This window comes from Enterovibrio calviensis DSM 14347 (assembly GCF_000621165.1).
In the GTDB taxonomy this organism is placed as follows: domain Bacteria; phylum Pseudomonadota; class Gammaproteobacteria; order Enterobacterales; family Vibrionaceae; genus Enterovibrio; species Enterovibrio calviensis.
This window is the reverse complement of the sequence record NZ_JHZA01000001.1, coordinates 471372-498362: the sequence shown is the minus strand read 5'-3', so window position 1 is coordinate 498362 and position 26991 is coordinate 471372. Positions and strand designations below refer to the sequence as shown.

General features: G+C 49.8%; 10 protein-coding genes. 4 read left to right on the top strand and 6 right to left on the bottom strand.

The window, feature by feature from the left end:
- Nucleotides 1-133: 133 nt before the first annotated feature.
- The 3 genes from Q365_RS0102170 to Q365_RS0102160 are packed head-to-tail and all read right to left on the bottom strand — an operon-like array spanning nucleotide 134 to nucleotide 5363.
- A complete protein-coding gene (locus tag Q365_RS0102170) occupies nucleotides 134-3772 on the bottom strand; it encodes a sarcosine oxidase subunit alpha family protein (RefSeq protein ID WP_028021798.1) in 3639 nt (1212 codons plus the stop codon).
- The gene (locus Q365_RS0102165) at nucleotides 3769-4083 is read right to left on the bottom strand and encodes a sarcosine oxidase subunit delta (RefSeq protein ID WP_028021797.1); all 315 of its coding nucleotides are present in this window, start codon (nucleotides 4081-4083) and stop codon (nucleotides 3769-3771) included. The genes Q365_RS0102170 and Q365_RS0102165 overlap by 4 nt, the downstream gene beginning before the upstream one ends.
- A gap of 29 nt (nucleotides 4084-4112) precedes the next feature.
- A complete protein-coding gene (locus Q365_RS0102160; protein WP_028021796.1) occupies nucleotides 4113-5363 on the bottom strand; it encodes a sarcosine oxidase subunit beta family protein in 1251 nt (416 codons plus the stop codon).
- 321 nt (nucleotides 5364-5684) lie between these two features.
- On the opposite strand from Q365_RS0102160, the gene fdhD reads away from it, so the two are divergent.
- Together fdhD and Q365_RS0102140 are read left to right on the top strand one after the other, a co-directional pair.
- Nucleotides 5685-6545: a formate dehydrogenase accessory sulfurtransferase FdhD gene (fdhD, locus tag Q365_RS0102150; RefSeq protein WP_028021795.1), complete on the top strand. Its 861-nt coding sequence runs from the start codon at nucleotides 5685-5687 to the stop codon at nucleotides 6543-6545.
- A gap of 638 nt (nucleotides 6546-7183) precedes the next feature.
- A complete protein-coding gene (locus tag Q365_RS0102140) occupies nucleotides 7184-7666 on the top strand; it encodes a GNAT family N-acetyltransferase (RefSeq protein WP_035024426.1) in 483 nt (160 codons plus the stop codon).
- 38 nt (nucleotides 7667-7704) lie between these two features.
- On the opposite strand, the gene Q365_RS0102135 is transcribed toward Q365_RS0102140, so the two are convergent.
- The 3 genes from Q365_RS0102135 to Q365_RS0102125 form a co-directional block, all read right to left on the bottom strand.
- Entirely contained in the window at nucleotides 7705-8352 is a 648-nt protein-coding gene (locus Q365_RS0102135) for a DsbA family oxidoreductase (protein WP_028021792.1), read from the bottom strand.
- A 238-nt stretch (nucleotides 8353-8590) separates the two neighbouring features.
- Nucleotides 8591-10342, bottom strand: a complete 1752-nt coding sequence (locus tag Q365_RS0102130) for a two-component system response regulator (protein ID WP_028021791.1) — start codon at nucleotides 10340-10342, stop codon at nucleotides 8591-8593.
- Complete coding sequence (locus tag Q365_RS0102125; RefSeq protein ID WP_028021790.1) at nucleotides 10332-13025, bottom strand: response regulator; 2694 nt, start codon at nucleotides 13023-13025, stop codon at nucleotides 10332-10334. The genes Q365_RS0102130 and Q365_RS0102125 overlap by 11 nt, the downstream gene beginning before the upstream one ends.
- Nucleotides 13026-13542: 517 nt before the next feature.
- Between Q365_RS0102125 and Q365_RS26620 the strand changes: the two genes are divergently transcribed.
- Together Q365_RS26620 and Q365_RS0102110 are read left to right on the top strand one after the other, a co-directional pair.
- Entirely contained in the window at nucleotides 13543-26049 is a 12507-nt protein-coding gene (locus Q365_RS26620; RefSeq protein ID WP_028021789.1) for a VCBS domain-containing protein, read from the top strand.
- A gap of 230 nt (nucleotides 26050-26279) precedes the next feature.
- The gene (locus Q365_RS0102110; RefSeq protein WP_028021788.1) at nucleotides 26280-26900 is read left to right on the top strand and encodes a thiol:disulfide interchange protein DsbA/DsbL; all 621 of its coding nucleotides are present in this window, start codon (nucleotides 26280-26282) and stop codon (nucleotides 26898-26900) included.
- Nucleotides 26901-26991: the final 91 nt, after the last annotated feature.

Sequence of the window (26991 nt, the reverse complement as noted above, 5' to 3'; positions counted from 1 at the left end):
GGGCTGGACCATGAGCGCTGAACAACTTGACCATCAAAACCAGTTAGCAATAAAAAGCCCGCACGAGAGGCGGGCTAGAATGGGTTGGTCTTTGCGTAACCAATGGCTGCGGCTAGCAGCTAATCGCTAGTAACTAGCAGTCAAGCGTAAGACCGTATTCCTCAGCAGCATCTTGAATCCACAACGCGATGTAATCTGCAAAGCTGCGTCTGACCACCAGCTCGTAGCAATTTTCGCTACGGTGGCGCATAAACACCTGTGCTTTGGCAAACGTCGTACCGACACATTTACCCACACCAAAGTGGCGTGAATCAACGTCATAAGAAACAGATTTTTTCAGCACATCAATCGCATGCGATCCTGTTAATGTCACCAAGGATTGACCGCCAGATACATCCACGACTTGATAATGACCACTCAACACGGCGCGTAACGACGCCTCAATGTCTTGTGCTGATTTTTCGCTGCTCAGCACTAACCATTCATCCGGTGACTGCCACCATATCTGATAGTCCTCGGACTCGGATGACGTACAGGCTGCAATCGGCAAAGACAGTCCTAAGGCTTGTTCCACGTTCGCCACAAAATCTGCGCTTGGTTCCCCGCGAAGGATCACTTGGCTCATGTTCTGCGTTTCATGAAGATGAACACCCGCAGGGGCTGTTTGCGCTTTGCCTAACGCTTTACTCAAATGGTGCAGCGGCAACGCATGCTGAACGGTATACGCCTCTTCAAGCGGTGAGACGTCCTCATCCTTCGATTGTGAAGGCTTCTCATTTTTGGTGTCGTAAAACACTGAGCTGCAAATCTGCGCCTTCAACACGCTTCCGTCTGCCAATGGGAAGTAAACATACTCACCCATGCGGTTGAGACCATTTTTGATCACCGCTAACGCAATCGAGCTGCCCAAAACATCACTGTAATACGACGATGTAACATGCCCCACCATAGTCATCGGAATGGGTTGATCTGGATTATCCACCGCTTGCGCGCCTTCCGGTATCACCTTGCTAGGCTCAGTGCACTTCAGGCCCACCAGCTGCTTTCTGTCGGTGCGAATCGTGTCTTCACGCGCCCAAGATCGACGCCCCAGAAAACTAAAGGTTTTCTGTTTGCCAGTGATCCATCCCATGTTCAAATCTTGCGGGGTAACTGAACCGTCGGTGTCTTGACCAACAATAATAAAGCCTTTTTCCGCACGCAGGATGTGCATGGTTTCCGTGCCGTAAGGTGTGATGTTATACGGCGCTCCCGCCTTCATCACTTGTTCCCACACGTACATCCCTGCATTGGCGTTGACGTTAATTTCAAACGATAATTCACCGGTAAAGCTGATGCGGAACACGCGCGCATCCACGCCAGCCACAGTCATTGGCTTCCAACTCATAAAAGGCATTGCCTCTTCTGAGATGTCTTCATCGCCAACCAATTGCTGCAAAACATTGCGGCAGTTAGGCCCAGAAATCGTCATGGTCGCCCAATGGTCGGTCACGCTGGTGAAATAGACTTCGAGCTCTGGCCATTCGGTTTGGTGCCACGCTTCTAACCAACGTAAAACCCCCGCTGCGCCGCCAGATGTGGTTGTCATCAAAAAGTGCTCATCAGAGATGCAAGACGTAACGCCGTCATCAAACACCATGCCGTCTTCGTGACACATCAAGCCGTAACGACAGCGCCCAGGGGCGAGTTTGTCCCAGCCGTTGGTGTAGATACGGTTTATAAATTCGCGAACATCTTTGCCTTGAATGTCGATTTTCCCCAAGGTCGAAGCATCGAGTATCCCAACGCTTTCTCGCGTCGCACGGCATTCTCGACCCAAAGCTTGCGCCATGGTCTCGTTTCCTTTCGGGTAATACCAAGGACGTTTCCACTGGCCGACATTTTCAAACTTGGCACCATGTTGAACATGCCATTCATGCATTGCCGTGTAACGCGCAGGGTCAAAGATTTTTCCCACATCACGCCCTGCCAGTGCCCCAAAGGTGACGGGCGTATACATAGGACGGAAGATGGTGGTGCCCGTTTCAGGAATGGTTTTGCCCATGGCATGTGCGGCGATCGCCATGCCATTGATGTTGCCCGTTTTGCCCTGATCGGTGCCAAACCCCATCGCGGTGTAGCGCTTAATGTGCTCGATGGATTCGTACCCTTCGCGCACTGCCAACTCAATACCCGCCGCAGTCACGTCATTTTGGAAATCGACAAACTGTTTGGGTGCACGGCTATTAGGAAGGCGATGCGGTGCAAGGTACAAGGCCATCGATGGCGAGGAGGTAAGCGTCTCAACATCTGGCATCGCTGGTGTTTCAATCGACACATTCAAAGCCTGCGCGACACGCAGCGCAGCTTCTGCTCCGGCATTAATCACGTCAGCCAACTCGCCAACACCCGCCACTGCGCCAGCATAATCCATGCCCTTTACGCTATCTGATGGGACAAAGGCGGCAATGTCGTCACGCCACAATGGGCGACCACCCGTGTGACAACTCAAGTGCAACGCTGGACTCCATCCGCCACTGCTGGCGACCGTATCACAAGCGATGACCGTGGTTGTGCCAATGACGCTACTGCCCGATTTATCAATGGGAACCACTTCGGCGCTAGTGACCTCGGAGCTTCCCTTGAGGTTCATGACAGCGTGGCCTTGAAGCACAGTGATCCCCAAGTCCTTCGCCTGCTGGACACGATCGCCATCAGCAAAGGGACGTGTATCCACAATCGCCGCGACTTTTCTGCCGCTGTGGTGCCAATCAATCGCTGCGTCATACGCTTCATCGTTGGTGGTCATCAGCACGAGTTTTTCGCCCGCTGCAACGCCATACCGACGAAGATAAATCGACACAGCAGAGGCCAACATGCTGCCGGGTAAATCGTTATTACCAAACACCAATGGCCGTTCAATGGCACCCGTTGCAAGTAGCACGCGTTCCGCTCGGATATGGTGAACGCGTTGTCGAATACCATGCACCTCGTCACCAAGGTGATCGGTTCGACGCTCCACAACGCCCACGAAATTATGGTCGTAGTAACCAAAGGCAGTGCTTCGCGGCAAGAGCGTACAATCCCGATCTTCCGCCAGTATGTCGAGGGTTTCAGCCACCCACTTATCCGCTGCCTGCCCATTGATCGCTTCTCGGCAATGCAGCAGGCTGCCTCCCATTTCTGATTGTTCATCGACCAGCATCACGCGAAGCCCTTGCCCAACTAAGGTTCTGGCTGCCATCAAACCTGCCGCGCCTGCACCCACAATCAGCACATCACAGTGGTGATGCATTTTGTCGTATTTGTCAGGGTCGTTCGCGCGAGGGATTTCCCCAAGCCCCGCCGCATTACGAATATGTTTTTCGTAAGTGGGCCACAAGGATTCGGGGTACATGAAGGTTTTGTAGTAGAAGCCCGCAGGCATCATGGCTCCGCCAATTTTGCCCACCATCGCCAATGCGTCGGTTTCTAGGTTTGGCCATGCATTCACGACACGCGCATCTAAACCATCATAAAGCTCGGTTTGAGTGGCGCGTTGATTGGGTGTGGACGTTGCAGGTTGAGAACCCAACTGCAAGATCGCATTGGGCTCTTCTGCGCCCGCGCCAATAATGCCGCGAGGGCGGTGATACTTAAAGCTGCGACCCACCACTTTTACACCGTTGGCAATCAAGGCAGACGCCAAGGTATCGCCTTTATGGCCTTGATAGACCTGACCGTTAAACGAGAAAGTGAAGGATGAATTTCGGTCAATGCGACCACCTTCCGGCAAGCGATTTTTTTGGCTCATGCGCTCGCCTCCCCGTTTGATTTACCCGAAGATTGATCCGCTTCTGCTGCCGCGCCAATCTTGTACACCGCCTCAATCTCATAGGTCACGGTATTACGTTGAACATTGAAGAATTTTCGACACCCTGCGGCGTGGTACCACATTTCGCGATGGCTGCCTTTGATGTTTTTACGATGAAACAAATAGTGTCCCCACTCTTTGTCACTCAGTGCATCTGGGTCTTTCGGGCGAACAATATGCGCCTCGCCGCCATAGGCATATTCGTCTTCGTCTCTGTGTTCTTCACAGTAAGGACAGTAAATACGTAGCATGTCAGTTCCTTTTCCAATACTGCGTGAAGTTAGTGTGCAACGCCGGCTGCGCCGTGCTCGTCAATCAAGTAACCCGACACAAAACGGTCGATATTGAATGGCGCAGCGATTGGGTGCGGCGAATCATTCGCGAGGGTATGGGCAAATACGTGACCGGATCCCGGCGTCGCTTTAAAGCCACCAGTGCCCCATCCACAATTGAAGTACAGCCCTTGAATGTCCGTTTTGCTGATGATTGGACAAGCATCAGGACAGGTATCCACAATCCCGCCCCAATGACGGTTCATGCGTACTCGGCTGAGGAAAGGGAACATTTCAATGATGGCGGAAATTGTGTGTTCAATAACAGGAAACGAACCGCGTTGACCAAAGCCGTTATAGGAATCAATACCCGCGCCGATCACCAAGTCGCCCTTGTCAGATTGGCTAATATATCCATGGACTTGGTTCGACATGATCACCGTATCAATACAAGGCTTGAGAGGTTCAGACACCATGGCTTGCAAAGGGTGGGATTCAATGGGCAGCGTCATGTTTGCCATACGCGCCAACTCACCGGAGTTCCCCGCAACAACACAACCCACTTTCTCTGCGCCGATAAACCCTTTCGATGTCTCTACGCCTTTGACTTTCCCATCAACAATGCGAAGCCCTGTCACTTCCGTTTGCTGAATCAAATCCACACCTAGGCTGTCTGCGGCGCGGGCGAACCCCCATGCCACAGCATCGTGACGCGCCACCCCACCGCGAGGCTGCCAACTGGCCCCCATCACTGGATAACGTGTGTTTTCAGAACAATCGAGCAGAGGGACGAGATCTTGCACTGCTTGGTTATCCAGCACTTCGCAGTCAATGCCATTGAGCCGGTTTGCGCTCACGCGTCGCTCAATGTCTCGCATATCTTGGAGCGTGTGCCCCAAGTTGAGCACCCCACGCTGGCTGAACATCAAATTGAAATTTAGCTCTTGAGACAAACCTTCCCAAAGTTTCAATGAGTGCTCATAGAGATGAGCCGCTTCATCCCACAGGTAATTGGAACGAACGATCGTGGTATTACGCGCCGTGTTACCGCCGCCTAACCATCCCTTCTCGACCACAGCAACGTTCTTTACCCCGCATTCTTTGGCAAGGTAATACGCGGTTGCTAATCCATGTCCGCCACCGCCAACAATGATCACGTCGTAATAGGGTTTAGGTGTAGGGTTACGCCAAACACGCTGCCAGTTTTCATGAAATGTCAGGGCATGTTTAAACAGGCCGAATCCTGAGTAGTTTGTCATTCCTTTGTCCTGTGCCGAGGAAAAATCCGATCCCCCAATTACAACGGAGGCAGGTTGCACCAAAAGTGTAGTCATTTCATCGCCGTTGGTCGCGAAGCTACCACGCAATCTCGACCATGGTAAAGTTGCTCTGCCACCTCAGAGTGCGCAATTGCGCCTGCACTCATTGTGTTTGCGACAACGCAATGAGCTCGTGTTTTCCTGTTGATCAATGACGATGCGTTACGTCACTTTTTCGTTCTCGTTTAACGCACAGCAGACGCAATAGCACTATCCTATCCTCTATAAGTAATTCGTTGTCGTCCCATCAGTTAGGCATCCATGACAAAACCCACGTCCAAATCCACATCCAAGCCAATGCGTTCGCCATCAAGCGCGCAGGAAGACCATGCGCTGCCGCCACACTCTCTTCACCATTACATGGACGAAGAAAACGACGTGACCTGCTTTTCAACGCTGCCCACGGAAACACCGTTGGCCATTTCCTACAACGGGGTGAGCCATGCTGTCATGATGGTTACCCCGCAAGATATCGATGATTTCATCTATGGGTTTTCATTCAGTGAGCGCATTATTCGAAACTCTGGTGAAATCCATGACATTGTCGTTGAGACAGAGAATGATGCTTTGCTCGCCCACGTCACCCTGGCGAACAGAGCACAAGCAAGAATGTCACTCGCTAAGCGTCACTTAGCGGGCCGCACGGGGTGTGGTATTTGTGGTGCAGAATCGTTAGCGCAAGCTATTCCAAGCTTGGATGCTTTATCACATATCGAACCCCTTGATACTGAGAGTATTCTCGCACTGCGTGAAACCTTGCGTGAATGGCAGTCGCTTGGGCACATCAGTGGCGCAATTCACGCCGCACTGCTCGTCAATGAAAATGGGGAGATATTGCAATGTAAGGAAGACATTGGGCGACACAATGCGCTCGACAAGGTTCTTGGTTCGGCCTTGCGCCAACGCATATTATCCACGTCCAACGCCCTGTTGATGACCAGCCGGTGCAGCATTGAACTGGTGCAAAAAGCCGTGACCGCTGGGGTGGGCACATTAATCACGTTAGGTACACCCACGTCGCTTGCCGTCGATACGGCCATTCAGGCAAATCTCAACCTCATACACCTTCCGCGAAAGGATGCCCCTCGTTTTTACAATCGGTCGGCAAAAAACCACGTGTAACAAAATATTTGTAACAAGGAACTTCATAGTCCCAATTCGCTCGCAGAACAACAATAGCTGTCTTCATTTCCCGACAAATTCACTTATCCTAGCCGACTAAATTTTTACAACATATTGACGTCTCTATGGATCTTGAGTATCCGTTCAATGCTTGGAAGCAAACCCGTCGCCACGGTAAGTTAAATTATGTCATCACGTTATTTCTGATTGTCACCATTGGAATACTGATGGGACTCGTTGGATCGGCTTACTTTTCCGCCAATGGGAACAGTGTTGAACAGTTCTTTCTTGCCTTCCCAATTTATTGTTTAAAAATCGTCAGTTTCAGTCTGACAGTTAGCCTTGTCAGTTGGTATCTATGCGAGGCGTTGTACAAGTATCGGGAAAAAAGAAATAATTTGTGATCAGCGGAACGTTATTCACCACCTCGCTTTGAATGACGCAATAGTGATAATTCATGTTAAGTGAACCGTGAAAAAGCCAATTTATTGGGCAAGGCGTGATATTGATGCCATTGTTTTTTTCGTTTCTCTGGCAACCTTGTGACGTAAATTCAGTCACGCTCTCGCGGTACTACACATATGAACGACAACGTCAGCGTATTAGAAGAACATCGTATCAAGCAAAAGGCCAATCAGATGGTAAATGGCGAAACCACTTCTATTAAAGATATCGTCACTTTTGCCGAAGTCGCGCCTATTGCTGTTCCACCATCCTTACTGTTAGAAGCCGACCCCTCAGCAAGTAGCATTGCGTCTTACCTGCTTGATTCTTGGTGTTGTGTCGCGTTGAAGAACAAGCAAATCATTGCAGCCTGTGTCCTCAAGCAAACAGATACGGATGTCGCTGAATTGTTTAATATTGCAGTGTCACCCGAGTGTCAGGGGAATGGTTGGGGGACAGGCCTTCTCAAATACGCCATACAATTCACACGTAGAAAGAAAATCAAACGTTTGGAAATCGGCACTGGGACTTTTGGTTATCAGTTGGCCTTTTATCAGCGGATGGGCTTTCGTGCTTCAGAAGTGGTAACGAACCATTTTCTCGAAAATTATGATGAACCCATTTGGGAAAATGGTGTTCAACACAAAGACATGTTGAGGCTCTACCTCGATCTCTAGCAGCGCCTCGATGTCAGTTTGGTCGAGTGTCTTGTGCGTTAACGCCCCGCGTGAAGTTCGGACAGTATCTGCGTTAATACCTCAACAGGTTGTGCCCCTGATACTGCACTCTCGCGGTTAAAAACGATGGTCGGCACAGATGAAACGCCAAGCTCTCGCCAGTAAGATTGATTCTTTTCAACCCTCTCTCGCACACTGCTATCATCCAGTTGCGCTAGCCCTTCAGAAACATCTAGTCCTACAGCTTTTAGCTGCGCAGCCAAGACCTCTCGGTTTGAAATATCTTGTTTCTCAGTAAAATACGCACTAAACAGCCGCATCGCCAAATCATGCTGGCGATTTTGGGTTTTCGCGTAGTCGAGCAGTTGATGTACATCTTGGGTGTTATAGGTTTTCATCTCGTCAAAAAACTGGAACGCAAACCCTAACTCTTCCCCGAATCCCGTCAGATTTTCACGCATGCGTACATTGTCTTCTCGCGTATTTCCGTACTTCTTCATAATGTGGTTAAACAAATTTTCTCCGTCTTTACCCACATAAGGATTGAGCTGAAATGGCTGCCATTCGATGTCGATGCTGTCTTGCAAGCCCAATTCATTGATGGCTTTCTCGAGGCGCTTATAGCCGACAATGCACCAAGGACACACTACGTCTGACACGATATCGATTTTGATTCTGTTGCTCATAACAGTCTCCGAGAATAACTACGACTAGGTAACTTATAGTAACCGAGGCAAGAGCGTCAATCGGTATACTTTCGGTAACCTACAAAATAACGCGGCACCAGCAGGACACAAATAAGCCACTGTCCAAAAATGAAAAAAGACGCATGAACGCGTCTTTTTTATATTGCATATACCCAAACAACTGACTCATTTCATCGTTCATATCACGCTATCGTTGCAGTCAGTAAACACTGAACTGCTACTTTTTCGTTTCTGTCGCTTCACCAATCAACTCTTGCTCTTCATCAGCACTTTGAATACCCAGAAATTCTTTGAACGCATCAATACTGATAGGACGACTGAGGTAATAACCTTGGGCAAGGTCACAGCCTTTCGACGTCAGCATTTCAAGTTGTTCTTGTGTCTCAACACCTTCAGCGACTGTGGTCATATTCAGCCCACGAGCCATAGATATCACAGCGGTTGCTAGCGTTTCGTTAATTTCAACGTCGGTGATGCCATCGACAAATTCTCGGTCGATTTTCAACGCATCAAAAGGAAAACGCAGTAAATAACTCAACGACGCGTAACCTGTGCCAAAGTCATCCATCGATAACACGGCTCCCATGTTGTGGAGCTCTTCTATGACGTCTTTCACATACCTTTGTTGACTTAAAAGTAATCCTTCCGTGACTTCCAACTCAAGACGACTCGCATCAAATCCAGCCTCGTCGATGATGATTTTTAAATCTTCGACAAAACCTGATTTACGAATTTGTTGCGGAGAGATATTGATCGCCACATTTAGCGGTCGACCCTGTGCGTTTTCAAGCGTAAGAAAATCATCAACAGCAGTCTTCAATACAAACTTACCGATTTCGTATATCAAGTTAGTTTGCTCGGCAATGGGAATAAATTCATCCGGCGGGACGCTTCCCAGTTCACTGTTGTTCCATCGCAGTAATGCTTCCGCCCCAACCACTTCATTGGTTTTCAGGTCAATGAACGGCTGATAGACAAGCGAGAGTTCATCAAGAGATAGCGCTCGAACGAGGTGATACTCAATGCGAACACGGCGGTGCACATTGTCATTCATTTCTGAAGTAAACATGCGATAGGAATCTTTACCGCCGCATTTGGCTTGGTCTTTCGCAACGTCTGCATTGGCGAATAGCCGCTTGAAATCTTCCGTATCCATCGGCGAAAGTGAAACGCCAATACTGGCTGTAACATGGACCTCGCCCCCACTCGCAATTGAGATAGGTTTGTTGATGGCTTTGCGTAATTTGCTCGCTATTTGGCACGCATTTTCGGTTTGATGTAACCCTGGCAGGACAATCAAAAACTCGTCGCCACTGACACGACCTACCGTATCGACTTCACGGACGACCTGAAGAATGCGCTTAGACAACTCCACCAAGACCTGATCACCCACATCATGGCTAAGCGTGTCGTTTATCAACTTAAAGTTATCGATATCCACCAGCATTAGCCCAGTGAGCAACCCACGCCGAAGATCATGCGTAATGGCATAACGAAGGCGATCCAGTGCCAAGTTTCGGTTTGCGAGTCCCGTTAACGAATCATAAAGCGCCCTCTGCATAATGAGATCTTCGTTGCGACGGATCCGCAATTGATTATAAATTCGAAGCTTCACTTCAGCGGGAGAGACAGGCTTGTTGATGTAGTCCGCACAACCAATACGCAACCCCATTTCCCGATTCTCGTCTTCCTGATTTTCACTGATCAGAATAATAGGAATGTCTTTTGTCGCCATATCATTTTTGAAAGCCTGACAAAGCGAGAATCCATCCATATCAGGGAGATCAACATCGAGTAAGACAAGCTTAGGGTGTTCGATTTTAATCAAAACACGCGCTGTGGCTCCGGTCGTAGAGAAAATGACACGATATTCTTCACCTAGGATCGCATTTAAAATACGGACGCTATTAGGCGATGAATCAATGATTAATATGGTGTCTTTATCGGCGGCGTTATGGTTAACCAACATAGGACTGGCCTCCCTGTTCCGCTTGTTCCTTACTGTACCCTTGGTCTGAAATGAATTGTTTGAGAACTGCCAAGGCTTTCGGGTAATCAAGCTCAATCAACTTATCGCCAACCGGTTTGAGCTTGATGGCCAAATCGCAGAAATCGACCAACATCTGATAATAATTGTCTATTGCCATCATATCTTGCGCCATGATCTGAGATTCCAGCACGAACACGCGGTCGATAAACGCCTTATCCATTTCGTTGATAGCATCGGATTTTTTCGACGATGATAGAGCGCCATAATCAGGCGGTGTAGGGAGAGAGGCAACATTGTTTCGCTTCAGCAAAATATCGCCAATCTCTTTAATGGCGTTATCAATATCGCGCCGAAATTGGGTCAGCGATAATTGGTAGTCTTCCAATGTAATCAGCGCATTTTGGAGTTGCTTCGCCGAGTTTCTTAATGCAACAACGGAAAGGTTTCCAGCACTACCCGCAATATTGTGCGCGCTTTCAGCCGCTTCCGTTAACTTGCCGGATTCGATAAGCACGCAGACTTGATTCTCTTGCGACCGAGCTTGATGAACAAAGTCACTCAATAGCTTGAAGTACAGCGTTTCATTGCCCATCACTCGCTTAATACCGTCTTCGACATCGACGTATTCATACTCTTCGATGGCAGTCTCGTTGTTATCGTCTCTACTCTCTTTTGCGTTCACTGCCAAACCCAAGTGGCTAGCCAGTTTTTTCAGCAAAATATCGGCATCAAGTGGTTTGGCGACATGATCGTTCATTCCGGCGTCAGCACAGCGTTGACGGTCGCGTTCCATGGTATGAGCCGTTAACGCAAAAATAGGCAGACTTTCTCTATCAGCGGTTTCTCGAATAATGCGTGTGGCTTCGAGGCCATTCATTTCCGGCATTTCGAGGTCCATCAAAACCGCATCATACAGTTCCGGCGCGGGGCACACTTTCACCACCGCACTACGCCCTGAGTCAGCCAACTCAACTTGAAAGTCATTGCTGATCAACACTTCTTGAACGATCTGCTGGTTTATCGGCATATCGTCAACCACAAGGATGCGCTTGCCGCTACCGTTAATGGTAATGCCGTTTGAATGCCCTTGCGCTGCAATAATTCGCTGATGGGTTTTGGGGAGATTTCTTCCCAACACTTCCATCATGGTGTCAAACATCACGGACGCAGAGATTGGCTTGTGAAGGTATCCATCAACTTTGCCGTTACCCCTTTCTTTTTCAATGACAGCATGGTCAAACGCGCTGATCACAATGACCAACGGTTGTTGTTCTGGTGTCATTTCTTTTTGGAGTTTCTCGAGCAAATGGAAGCCTTTTTTGCCAGGCATGGACCAATCAAGCAACACAAGATCGAACGGTTCACCATCAAGGTCTAAGTACCCTTCTTCGATGGCATGGAACGCGCTATCAACATCGCTTGCCGATTCACAGTAAAAACCCAAAGACGAAATAATGGCAGAATGCACAGCGATCGAAGACGGGTTGTCATCCACCACCAGCACTCTTAACTCTCTTAAATCAACGGGGACGGCGAAGCTCTTGTCTGCATGAACCGTTGCAACCTGAAGTTCAAGGTTGAAGTAGATCCCCGAATCTTTATCTGAAGACTCTTCGTGAAATGCGCCTCCCATCAGTTCGACGAGGTAGCAAGCCACCACCAAATTCAGTGATTCATCCAATTCAGACATTGCCATGGCAGCGCGTTCTGCCAGTTCATCGAGGTCGTCTGAATCTTGCTCGTCTTCCGTGATTTTTCGATGCACCGAGAATTCCAGCACCACACTCGAATCAGACAACGTACCCGCTTGAATACTCAAGATGATGGGACAGCCACCGCCGATGACAAAAGCTTCGCTGATCAGATTGAGTAGAATACGTCTCAATCTATCCGGGTCGCCGACGAGTGAACGGGGTACATCAAGCGGCACATTGAACAAAAGCTCGACGCACCGGCTTTCTGCTTCACCCACCAAGTAGTCTTTCAAGCTTTCAAGCAACTGCCCAAGGTCAAAAGGCGTATTGTCGAGAGCGATGGTGTTCGTTGACATCTCTTCGAAGTCTCGGAGATTGTCGCCAATGACAGACGCGCGCTTCATTGCGTTGTTCACACTGTCTACATAGACAGATTGCTTGTTGCTTAACGAGGTTTGGTTAAGCATTTGAGCACAACTTACCGACGTCGCAATAAGCGGCGATAACGTCATATTCACTTCAGACAACAGATTGAAACTTCGGCTTAATGCGCCTGTTACACCTTTATATGCGCCCGCCACAAGATGCGTGCCCATTTTTAAATAAAGCTCATCAGCCGCTATGGGATAAACCATGTAGTCACTGGCACCCGCGCGAAAAGCCTGTTGCTTTTGATCACTCGAATACGAATTGGTGGTGAAAATAATGCGCGCATTTTTACACGTGGGTAGAGAACGGATCTTCCTCATTTCAACGTCAATAGGCTCACCACTTACAAAGGCGAAGTCCATGCTGATAACAAGAATATTGACGGGATGCTGTTCGAGGATAGTGGTCAGTTTTTCCGGTGTAGCCACAGAACGCAGCCAATAACCACTCTCACTCAGAATTTGCTGGTGAAAATCAACATGTGTGAGATCTTCATCGGCGAGCACAATTATTGGCTCGTTTTTCACCAAACCTTTCATTAGACCGTTCCTTAAGAATTGTTTTATATCAGCGAGTTATCACTGAAATCTAGGTCATGTCAATGCAGAGATCCCGCTTGGCGATATCTCTTTCAAAGCCGCGAATTTCGTGTGCCAACCGGCCGTATAAAGACATTTTTCACCTTCACAAGGCGTCTGATGCTGCTCTTATTTGCCTTTGTAAAGGGTCATGTTTTTCCTTTTAAAACTAGTGTCTTTTTTGTGCGACTGCCAATCTTCCAAAAGACAACAAACCAAATTGGTAACAACCCCGTTCAGAAATCTGTGAAAGACAGTCTTTATTAGTCACGAATTTTTCCCACACCTTCTTGTCATCGTTCCCTGTAAAAACGCTTTACATTCAAATGTCTCATCAATGAAACACTATCTCTTAAAAACCTGACTTTCTTCCTTGCGTGGACTTAACACCGACGAATTTTGTGTACTAAATTTAATCAATAAATCAATTCTGATTCTTTTGGTTCATTTTTGAACCCTATGGTAATGGGAGATTTCAATGGCTATCACTTTGGTTCTCAGTCAAGTTGTTGGGCAAGCTTTTGTGGTTAAACCAGACGGCGAAATGACGCCTGCAGCACCTGGGATGCAGATAAACAGTGGCGACGTTGTGTCTGTGCCTAACGGCAAAAATGCTTGGTTGGTGACTCAAGATGGTGAGCAAGTTGATGTGCTCGACGATGCCCTCCTATTAAATGATGAAGGGTTTGATAGCTTAGATTTACCGTCTGATGTGCAGGATATTATCGCCGCGTTAGAAGAAGGGGATGACCCAACGCAAATCGAAGGCACAGAAACTGCAGCGGGTGAAGAACTCAGCAGTTCTACCTCGGGCCCTCAAGTGATCATTGAAGCGAACGGCTCTCTTGGTGGCGTCAGCAACATTGAAATGTTTGATACTACAGGGCTTGTCGATGCCGGCCTCTCATCAGCTCAGGCGGAAAGCTTGACCTCAGCGCGTTATGCCAGCTTACTGGCACGTAACTCCAACGCCGAAGATTCCGAAAGAGATAACAATCAAACTGTCAATGACGTCACCGACAACACGGATACCACGGATAACAACGCGAATAACAACGAGGGTGAAGTCAATATTGCAGCAGAAATCTCAGGAGATACTGCCGTCAACATTGAAGATGGCGATGTGTTACAAGCGTCAGGCTCCCTAACCTCATCGGACGCTGATGGCCAAGACAACCTGTTTATCGCGGAAACGGTTCAAACACGACGTGGTGAACTTACCATTGATAGTGATGGAACATGGAACTACACCAGCACAGATCCCACCGGTGCCATCAAAGGACTAAACGAAGGCGACACGCTAACGGAATATGCCACTGTCCGCGCTGCTGATGGGACAGAGCAACGAATCGCGCTCACCTTTGAAGGCAAGGATGACGGTGCCGTATTCTCAGCAATGACCAGCGCTGACATCCGAGAAAGTGATGACACTATGACGGCGCGAGGTTCCCTCAATGTCTCCGACCCCGATTGGGGCGAATCTTTCATGCAAGCGGGAGAGTTTGAAGGTGATTGGGGAACTCTCACCATTGATAGAGCGGGTAATTGGTCATATGAAGTGGACAATACCCATCAATCTTCGATCAATGGGCTAACTGATGGCGAAAAAATTATCGACACGGTTACCGTTTATTCTGTCGATGGCTCCGAAACGCAAATCACGCTAACAATCAACGGAATCAACGATGATGCGCTCATCGCTGGTGATATTACCGCAACGGTTTCCGATAACGGTGGCACCATCACCACGTCCGGTAGCCTAACCTCATCCGATGTCGATGGTAACGACAACACCTTCATCGCAGAAACGATTGCTACAACACGTGGGCAACTCACCATCGATGAAAACGGCGATTGGACCTACACGAGCACCGATCCCACCGGGGCAATCCAACGCCTACCTGACGGCGAAACCTTAACGGAAGTTGTTACCGTCCGCGCCGAAGATGGTACTTCACAGCAACTTGTTATCACTATCGAAGGCATTAACAGCGCCCCCGTATTCTCGGCGACTACCACGCAAGACGTTTATGAAACCAACGATGTGGTGAGCGTTAATGGTTCAATGAACATCTCCGACGCTGATAATCAAGAAGCCTTCATGTTAGCGGGCACGTATTTGGGTGACTTGGGCTCGGTCAGTATTGATCGCGCGGGCAACTGGACCTACACCTCTGACCCTTCTCAAAGTTCCGCCTTAGACACCTTGAAAGAAGGTGAGCAACGCGTCGATACAATCACCGTGAGATCAGTCGACGGTACAGAAACTGACATTCTTGTCACTATCATCGGTACGAATGATCCCTCTCAGATTGCAGGAGACGTTGTCGGTACAGTGTTGGAAGCCGACGGCGCTATGTCTACCACAGGGCAATTAGCGTCAACCGATGTCGATGGCAACGACAATACCTTCACACCTCAAACCATTGAAGGACGATGGGGGGAAGTCACCATCAATGCCGACGGCAGTTGGACGTATTCCACCTCTGGTGATGTTCGTGCCATAGACCGATTGAGCGAAGGTGACCAACTCACGGACACCATCAATGTTCGCGCTGAAGATGGCACCGTACAAAGCCTCACGATCACTATTGAAGGCACCAACGATATTCCGACCTTTGGTGCCATGACAGATGTCTCCATCAATGAAGACGACGGGCAATTGTCGACATCAGGCAGTGTGAACGTCACCGACATTGATGCTGGAGAAGGCTTTTTCCAAGCGGACACCATTGTCGGAGAGTTTGGCACGCTCACTATCGACACCGCGGGGAACTGGACTTACACCACCGACGAAGCCAACAATGCCGCACTAGATGCATTGGATGCAGGCGACCTGTTGCCTGACGTTATTACTGTCTATTCACAAGATGGTACGCCATTAGATATCACCATCACTATCACAGGGACCGATGACCTACCGGTTGTGAGTGGCGAATTTAGCGGTTCGTTAACCGAAACCGCCACTGAAGAAGCGCTCACGGTTGAAGGTTCGATCGGCATTACAGATGTCGATGCCGAAGACACACCGACGTTCGAGAACACACGCATCGAAGGCGAATATGGCGTTCTAGTTCTCACAGATGGAAGCTGGACATACACACTTAACCAAGAAGCCGCAGCCGTTCTCAACACTGGTGAAGTCGACACTGACGTTATCACGCTCACTGCCAGCGATGGCACCCAACAGAATATTGTCATCAGTATTACAGGTACCGATACTGTTCCCGCCCTGCAAGGCGACACCATTGCCTCAATAAGTGATGACGGTACGTTAACCGCAACAGGGACGATTCAAATCATCGACCCTGACACTGGGGAGTCTCCTACGCTAACAAATGGCACGGTCGACGGCAGCTATGGCTCATTGGAACTCGTCGATGGGGAATGGACTTACACCCTAGACCCCGACAGTGTCGCTTCTTTACCCGAAGGAGAGACCACCACTGACACTATCACCATCACAGCATCAGACGGTTCCACACACGACATCACCATTACCATCACTGGCACTGACCAAGAACCGGTTCTAACTGGCAACACTAACGGCACGATCACCGAAGGCAATGGCGCGCTCACTGCAACGGGTACCGTTGAGCTAGTCGACGTGGACACGGGCGAAAACCCAACACTGCCTAATGGCACGACGGATGGTCAATACGGTTCACTCGCGCTTGTTGATGGCAGTTGGACATACACCCTTGACCCTGACCTTGCGCAATATCTCGATGAAGGGCAAACCACCACAGATATTATAAGTATCACTGCTTCAGATGGCACAGTGCATGACATTGTCATCACGATTACGGGAAGTGAAGACGCCGCAGAGCTTAGTGGCAACGTGAGTGGTAATGTTACGGACGACTCAGGCTCGCTAACCGCCAGTGGTAGCCTCTCTATTAGTGACCCTGATACCAACGACACACCCACGCTTCCTGATGCCAATACACAAGGTCAATACGGCTCATTCAGCATGGTGGATGGCAATTGGACTTATACCCTCGACCCTGAGCTCGCAGAGGAAATTGGCGCAGGCGTACAAGTCACCGACACCATCACAATTACAGATTCGATGGGCGGCACACACGAACTGTTAATCAATGTCACAGGCACCGATGATGCCGCTGAACTTACTGGCGACACAACAGGTTCGCTGGTTGAAGGCACTCAGATTTCGACATCAGGCACGGTGTCACTGGTTGACCCAGATACGGGCGACAATACCGAGATTGAAAACACTACAGTAGACGGAGAGTTTGGCTCGCTCACGCTGACAGACGGTGAATGGGCTTACACCCTGAATCCGGGTGCGGCGCAATCTCTTGGCGAAAACGAAAGCACAACCGATACCATTACGCTCACCGATTCAAAAGGCACAGAGCATAGTATTGTTATCACGATTGAAGGCACTGACGATGCAGCTGTCGTCAGTGGTGACTTTAGCGGCAGCGTCACAACAGCCATTGATTCTGATATCACAATCAACAACGTGTTTGTGCTCGGTGACGATATCGATGTGGATGGTGAGGATTTCAATCAAGGTTCGCAGCCAGACACCATGCACTTTGATTCGGCAGGATTTAGCGCCACTGTCACAGACAGTGATGGGATACTAAATAACTCCGCTAACCAAACCATAGAGATTGATGGCCAATCCTATCCGCTGTCGGTCACTGCAACTGTCGAATACACCGATGTCTATGACAATGTGTTCACTATGGGTGTCTTGTCCATCGATAACGGCGACGGCAGCAGCACAACCGTGTTGGTTCAAATCGATGGCCCTGATATTCTTCCCGGCACAGATCTTAACCTTGTTGCAGGCTCGTATTCTGAAGTCAGCGCCATCAATTATTTGGATGTCACTGACGCCGTCACGGCAACAGGCACCCTATCGATTTCAGATGCCGATGCTAACGATTCGCCAGAATTCGCCAACACTTCCATTGAAGGTGACTACGGCACCTTCACGTTAACGGATGGCAATTGGACTTACACTCTCGACCCCTCCAAAGCGCAGGAAATCCCAGGCGGTGAAACAGCCACTGAGTCGTTTACGCTAACCGCGTCCGATAACACGCAACAACAAATCACGATCACCGTTGAAGGCACCGCTGATGCGGCAGTGATCACGGGTGATCTCAGCGCGACTCTCGCTGAAGGCGGCAATACCTCTGTCTCTGGTTCTATCAACATCAGCGACCCAGATGCCACGGTACAACCGACCCTTGAAAACGGCACTGTCGAAGGGGAATACGGTAGCCTGACGCTGACTGATGGCGAATGGACGTACACCGTTAACCCTGACAACGCGCAATCTTTGGGTGCTGGTGATTCTGCCACCGACACCATTACAGTGACGGCATCAGACGGCTCCGAGCACCAAATCACCATTACGGTCACCGGCAGCGACGATGCTGCTGTTGTTACTGGCGCAACCACGGGCAGTATTGATTTAAGCGCTGATACACCGGAAACCAGTGCGTCTGGCACACTCTCTATCTCTGACGCAGATGATGGTGAGACGCCAAGCTTTGAGAACACCACCATTGAAGGGGATTACGGCACCTTCACGCTCACCAACGGCACATGGACTTACACCGTTGATCCATCGAAAGCTGATGCACTCAACGAAGACCAAACCGAACAAGAGGTGTTCACACTCACCGCAACCGATGGCACGGTGCAACAAATTACCGTGGATGTCACCGGCACCGATGATGCCGCCGTGGTCTCAGGCGATACCACTGCCAACATCACTGAAGATGTGGGCGCACAAACCGCAACAGGTACCATCACAATCACCGATGCAGACACCGGTGATACGCCAACCATTCCAAATGGCACCTTGGCGGGTGAATACGGCTCATTGACCTTGGTCGATGGCGCATGGACCTACACCGCTGACAGCGCGTCGATTCAGTCACTGGCTGACGGTGATACTGCAACCGATACCATTACAGTCACGGCGTCAGACGGCACGACCCAAGACGTCGTGATTACCATTACGGGTACGGATGATGCGTCTGTTGTAACGGGCACTACATCGGCAACGATTGATGTCGGTTCAGATGCGCCTGATGCCAATAATGCATCCTTCACGCAAAACGATGGCAACAATGTCTCTTTCACGCTCGCAGATTACGCGACCGATGCTGAGGACGATGGCAATGACGGAAAAGAAACCTCCGTTGTGATTACTTCTTTGCCGGAAGGCGGCACGCTTTACTACGTTGATGACGATAATAACGAAGTCGAAGTGACGCTGAATCAAACCTTGTCAGACGATACCAGTTTCGTGTTTAAACCAGATTTATCGTCAGCCACCTATTCGGAATCAGACGTTACATCTGCAGAGCAAACACAGATTATCTCTGATGGCATCACGATAACTGCCGTCCAGTATTCTGGTGATAAACCTGATGCGAACAGTGACATCTCTGAGTCGAATGTTGCTTACAATACGGTGTATAAGGGCATCGGTGCAGGTTCTGACGCGCAAAACGGTGCATTCGGCGAAGCCATGATATTGACCTTTGACGAGGGCGACAATGTCACGGGTGCAAACGTACATTTAGGAGGAGTTGGCAGTCACTTCAGCGTGGATGATGTAAATGCAAATGTCATCGTCATCGCCTTCAAAGATGGCGTTGCTGTCGGGGAATACACCTACTCCGATTTGAATTCTCAGCAAGGAGTCAGACCAACTATTTCCATTGAAAACGATGGTGGATTTGACGAACTTCGTGTCTTTGTCGACGCAGAAGAAGCCAGCGCCTTCGTCATTAAAGGTGCAGAAGTTGTTTCCGTTGACGCAGACAGCGAGCTGACTTATCAAGCTGTCGATTCTGACGGGAATCTGTCTGATCCAGCCACCGTGTCACTCAGCGCCACGAACACCCCAACCGAGGCTCCTGCAGAACATACTGTTAACGTTGAAGGCACGCTCTCGATTTCTGATGTGGATGACGGTGAATCTCCAAGCTTTGAGAACACCACCATTGAAGGGGATTACGGCACCTTTACACTTTCCGATGGCAACTGGACTTACACGGTCGATCCTTCGAAAGCCGATGCCCTGAACCAAGACCAAACCGAGCAAGAGGTGTTCACACTCACCGCGACAGACGGCACAGTGCAGCAAATTACCGTTGATGTTACGGGCACCGACGACGCAGCCGTAATATCTGGCAACACTACCGCCAGCCTCACTGAAGATGTGGGCGCACAAACCGTAACAGGCACCATCACGATCACGGATGCAGACACAAGTGACACACCAACCATTCCTAATGGCACCTTAGCCGGTGAATACGGTTCACTGACCTTAGTGGATGGGGCTTGGACATATACCGCCGACAGTGCATCCATCCAGTCACTCGCGGAAGGCGATACCGCAACAGACACCATTACGGTGACAGCATCGGATGGTACAACGCAGGATATTGTCATTACCATTACAGGTACAAATGATTCCGCGGTCTTTGAAGGCGATACGTCAGGCGCAATTACCGAGGATACGGGCGCACAAACGGCATCTGGCTCCCTCACCGTTTCTGATGTGGATGTGGGTTCTGAAAACTCAGGAGATGGATTCGCCAATGAAGGCGGTAATCAAGGTCCAACGATTCCGAACGGAATGTTAGGCGGCGAGTATGGCCACGTGGTTATCTTTGAAGGCAATTGGACCTACACCGCCGACACAGCAGCGTTGCAATCGCTTGGCGAAGGCGAAACGGTCACCGATATCATCACGGTCACCGCCTCCGATGGCACCACCCAAACAATCGAAATATCACTGACAGGCACCGATGATGCTGCAGTCATCACGGGTACCACGTTAGGCGAGGTCACCGAAGCCGATGTGGGAGAAGTTTCCACGGCAACTGGTGAAGTGGATATTGTCGACCCTGATGGCGACCCCGTGAATTTCCCTGATGCGAATGTCAGCGGTGAGTACGGCAGCTTGTCATTAGTCGATGGCGCTTGGACTTATACGCTTGAACAAGGGACAGCGCAGTCACTGAATCAAGGTGAAGAAGTCACTGAAACCATCACTATTACGGCGTCGGATGGCTCGGAGCACAGCATCACTATCACAGTGACGGGCACGGATGATGCGCCTGTCGTAGCAGGTGAGGTAAAAGGTGGTGTGGATTTAGGAGCAGATACGCCACAAACCAGTGCTTCCGGCACATTGTCTATTTCTGATGTGGATGACGCGGACTCTCCAAGCTTCGAGAACACTTCCATTGAAGGCGATTACGGTACCTTTACACTTACAGATGGCAACTGGACATATTCTATCGACCCTTCGAAAGCCGATGCGCTGAACGAAGACCAAACAGAGCAAGAAGTGTTCACATTGACCGCGTCGGACGGCACGGCACAGCAAATTACTGTCGATGTCACGGGCACTGACGACGCTGCCATAATATCTGGCGATACCACCGCCAGCATGACTGAAGATACAGGTGCACAAACAGCGACAGGCACCATCACCATCACGGATGCGGACACAGGTGACACGCCAACCATTCCTAATGGTACCTTGGCGGGTGAATACGGTTCACTCACTCTAGTAGACGGCGCATGGACATATACCGCTGACAGCGCTTCCATCCAGTCACTCGCAGATGGCGATACCGCGACCGATACCATTACCGTCACAGCCTCGGATGGCACAACCCAAGACATCGTTATCACCATCACGGGCACCGACGACGCTGCGGTAATATCTGGCGATACCACCGCCAGCATCACGGAAGATACAGGCGCGCAAACCGCAACGGGCACGATTACCATCACGGATGCAGACACAGGTGAAACGCCAACCATTCCTAATGGCACCTTGGCGGGTGAATACGGTTCACTCACTCTGGTAGACGGCGCATGGACATATACCGCTGACAATGCATCTATCCAGTCACTTGCAAACGGCGATACTGCGACCGATACCATTACGGTCACGGCTTCGGACGGTACGACGCAGGATATTGTCATTACTATCACGGGTACCGACGACGATGCGGTAATATCTGGCGATACCACCGCCAGCATCACGGAAGATACAGGCGCGCAAACCGCAACGGGCACGATTACCATCACGGATGCAGACACAGGTGAAACGCCAACCATTCCTAATGGCACCTTGGCGGGTGAATACGGTTCACTCACTCTGGTAGACGGCGCATGGACGTACACCGCTGACAGCGCATCTATCCAGTCACTTGCAAACGGCGATACCGCGACCGATACAATTACAGTCACAGCCTCGGATGGCACCACCCAAGACATCGTTATCACCATCACGGGCACCGACGACGCTGCGGTAATATCTGGCGATACCACCGCCAGCATCACGGAAGATACAAGCGCGCAAACCGCGACGGGCACAATTACCATCACGGATGCGGACACAGGTGACACGCCAACCATCCCTAATGGCACCTTGGCGGGTGAATACGGTTCACTCACTCTGGTAGACGGCGCATGGACATATACCGCTGACAGCGCGTCGATTCAATCGCTGGCTGAAGGTGATACTGCAACCGATACCATTACCGTCACAGCCTCGGATGGCACCACCCAAGACATCGTTATCACCATCACGGGCACCGATGATACTGCGATCGTGACTGGCACTTCGTCTGGTGATGTTGATATGGGTGCTGATACGCCTGAAACCAGTACATCGGGGACCTTATCGATTTCTGATGCCGATGACGGCGAATCACCAAGCTTTGCAAACACTACGATTGAAGGCGACTACGGTAGCCTTACTCTGTCCAATGGCGCATGGACGTACACGATTGACCCATCAAAAGCCGATACGCTCAACGATAACCAAACCGAGCAAGAAGTGTTCACGTTAACCGCCACTGACGGCACCGTGCAGCAGATAACCGTTGATGTAACGGGTACCGATGACGTTGCCGTGATCACAGGTGATGCAACCGCCAGCATCACAGAAGATGTGGGTGCACAAAGTGCATCGGGCACGCTCAATATTGTGGATCCTGACACCAATCAAACACCGACCTTCACCAACGAAACCATTACCGGTGAATACGGCAGCCTCACCATGGAAGACGGTGAGTGGACGTACACCGTCGACACTGACGCTGTTCAATCGTTGAATGACGGCGAGCTTGCCACCGACACTATCACTGTTTCAGCGAGTGATGGTTCAACGCAAGACATCGTCATCTCGTTGACCGGTACCGATGACGCAGCCGAAGTGTCAGGCCAAACAACGGGAGCCGTTACCGAAGGAAACGCTGGCGATGTTGCAACAGCAACGGGCACATTGAGTATTAGCGATGCAGACGGTGATGCCGTGAGCTTTCCTAATGCGAATACCGACGGGGAATACGGCAGCCTTTCCCTCGTCGACGGCGAATGGACATACACCCTGAGCCAAGAAGCCGCCCAGTCACTTAATCAAGATGAGCAGGTCACCGACACCATTACGGTAACGGCGTCTGATGGCACAACCCAAGACATTGTTATCACGGTCACGGGCACGGATGATGCCGCTGAGTTAAGTGGAACCACGTCTGCGTCCATCACGCTCGAAGAACCAGCCTTTTACACCGTAACGGGCGCATTCATCATGAATGAAGGTTACTCCTTCACCAGTGGTGATATGCAATACCTTGGTGAACACCCTCCAACATTGGATTTTCAACAGTCAGCCACCACGGTGAAGTTCTATGATGATGACTCCACCATGCACGGGGATGACATCGTCAATGAAACCGCAGATGACACTAATCAATTCATTGAATTTAATGGTCAGCAGTACGTCGCCAACTACGACTACACCATGGAATACACGGATAACAGTGGCAATATCTATACCTTCGCGATTATTGATATTGATTTAGATGGTGATGGCAGACACGAAGATGACAGTAACGAACAAGGCAACATCATTGTTCAGCTGACGGGCCCAGAGATTCAACCCGGAACCCAACTCGACTTCGTTCCAGACTCTCTCGTTCGAGACGGTAACATGTCTTATGACGACTTACCGACAGTCGCTCCTATTACCACTTCAGGGACGTTAACCGTCAGTGATGTCGATTCGGCAGACAACCCAACGCTACCAAACACAACCGTTGAAGGTGAGTTCGGTACGCTGGTGCTGACTGATGGCAACTGGACGTACACCTTGGATCAGAGCAAAGCCCAAGAAATCGATGATGAAACGCTCGATACCATCATCATTACGGACTCTGAAGGCGGTCAACACGAAGTTATCATTACCATTGAAGGAACTGATGATGCGCCAACCGTCACGGGCGCATTCACTGGTGCAGTTACTGAAGGAGATTTTGGAGACGAAATCAAAGTCAGTGGCACCATTACCATTAGCGACGTAGATGCAGAAGACGCGCCCGAGTTTCTTGATACCACCGTGGAAGGGAGCTACGGCACACTGACGCTGGTGGACGGTGTTTGGACGTACGAATTGGATGACGTGAAAGCGGAGGTGTTATCAAGCACTGACAGTGTCAACGATACCATTACACTCACTGCAACTGACGGTACGGTGCAAAACATCAACATCTCCATTTCGGGCACCGACGACAACCCATTTGTCGTTGGCACCAACAGCGCAGCTATTGTCGCCCCTGATTCTGCAACCCAGGATTATGTCGACATCAACAATGCCTTTGTACTTGGCGATGGCTATGGCTTCTCCGGTGGTGACATGCAGTACTACGGAAACGAGCCAACACTGACGTTTAATGATTCGGGATCTACCATCCGCATTTACGACACAGATAGCCAAATGCATGGTGACATCTCTTCCAATGAGTACGTTTATGATTCATCGCAGAAAGTAGAAATCAATGGTGTGCTTTATACCGCTACCTATGACTACCAGATAGATTATCAAGACAGCAGCGGGAACATTTATTCTTTTGCTGTTTTAGATGTCGACCTCGATGGTGATGGTGGTTTCCAAGAAGATGCCAACGAACAAGGCAAAGTCATTATTCAAATTGATGGCCCCACGATCGCGCCGGGCACATCGATGGATTACCTTCGTGATACGCCCAACCAGCCAAGCTCAATGTCTTATGCCGACTTTACTGACGGTGCCACCGCCTCGCTTGTCGCGCAGGGTTCGCTTTCGATTTTGGATCCAGACACCAATGATGCCCAAGCCTCTTTTGCAGATACGACGGTGACGGGACAGTACGGTTCATTGGAACTGGTCGATGGCAACTGGACTTACACACTTGACCCCCGTTCAACACCTTCATTAGGCGACAATGACACAGTGACAGAGGTCATTACGCTCACTGCAACCAACGGTGCTCAAACCGATGTGAGTGTCACCATTGGGGGGTCTGAGAATGCCATCTCGAATGCCTCCCTGAATGGCGTTAGCGATTCACTGGCCGATGTCATTTCACTCGATGATGTCACCTTCTCTGGGAGTGACGGCAACGACCGTATTGCGGGCGGTGACGGGGATGATCTTGTACTTGGAAACAACGGGAACGATATCATTCACGGTAATTTAGGCAATGACATCATTGATGGGGGATTAGGTGACGACCTGATCTTCGGTGGGCAAGGTAATGACACCATGGCAGGCGGTGCAGGGTCTGATACCTTCGCCTTCCTCAACGGTGACCAAGGCACATCCGACGCGCCAGCGGTTGACCATATTGCTGATTTTGACACCTCACAAGATGCCATCAACTTGTCGGACTTAATGCAAGCAGAGCCATCAGAATCGCTCGATAGCTACCTCTCTTTAATAGACGACGGAGAAGGAAATGCAATGCTTAACATTTCCTCTAATGGCGACGGCAACGTTGATCAACAAGTGGTGTTTGACAACATGAGCGTTGAAGACATGGCGGACGCATACAGTGTCGACATTGCAGGCATGTCATCGGAACAAATCAGCACCTCAGTGATCGACGCAATGATTATGCAAAGTAAGATGATCGTCGATTAGTTTCAGTTATAACAAGAAGAGCCTAGCGTTAAACTTTCGCCAGTCAGTCCCCCTGACTGGCTTTTTCTTTCCTAAGCGCCGCGCATGCATATACCCAAGCAACCTGAAGATGTAGGATTCAGCGAGCATCTTCAGGTTGCTTGGGGATAATTGCCAGACTCAGGTATAATCCTCATCTCATCATATTTTTAATTGCTTGGTGAAAATCAAGTGAGAGTGAAGACCAACACATGAAACTGACAAGACTGCTTTTACCCCTTTTTACCGCATTGGCGCTTACTGCATGCAGCGAAAATGCGCCATCGAATTCAGACAAATACACCACACTAGAAGCCCCTGTTCAGCTTGAAAACCTGCCCGCGGTGACTGAAGTGTTTAGTCTTTCTTGCGGTCACTGCCGTTCAATGGAAGATGCTATTCCAGCCATTGAAGCCGCCGCTGGTGTCAACATTGGCAAAGCGCATGTGACGTTCAACGAAAGCGCCACCTTCTCTGCGCTCATTTACTATGCGGCTATCTCGCAGTCCGAAGGCAAGCCATCAAAGGCATTGGTAGAAGCATTGTTCAAGTATGTTCAAGAGCAGCAAACCGATGACGCAGAACAGAATAAAATAATTCTTAGTCAAGTCTTTGAACAGTTCGGTCTGACCAGCCCATATACGTTAAGCGAAGCACAACAAACCGAGTTGTTTGCTGCGATTGGGCGCGCTGACCAAATCACCACAGAATCTGGTATCGTTTCCGTACCCACCTTCCTGGTTAACGGCAAATACGTGGTAAACACCAGTGCCCACAACAGTGCCGAAGAGTTGGCCGAAACCCTAAAAATGCTGATGAACAAAGACAAATAACAACCCAGCGGACGTCGAGTACCTGCGCTTGGCAAAAAAGAATGGGTACAAAAGAACGATAGGTTTGAGTTAACTGTTTTCAAGGAGAGAA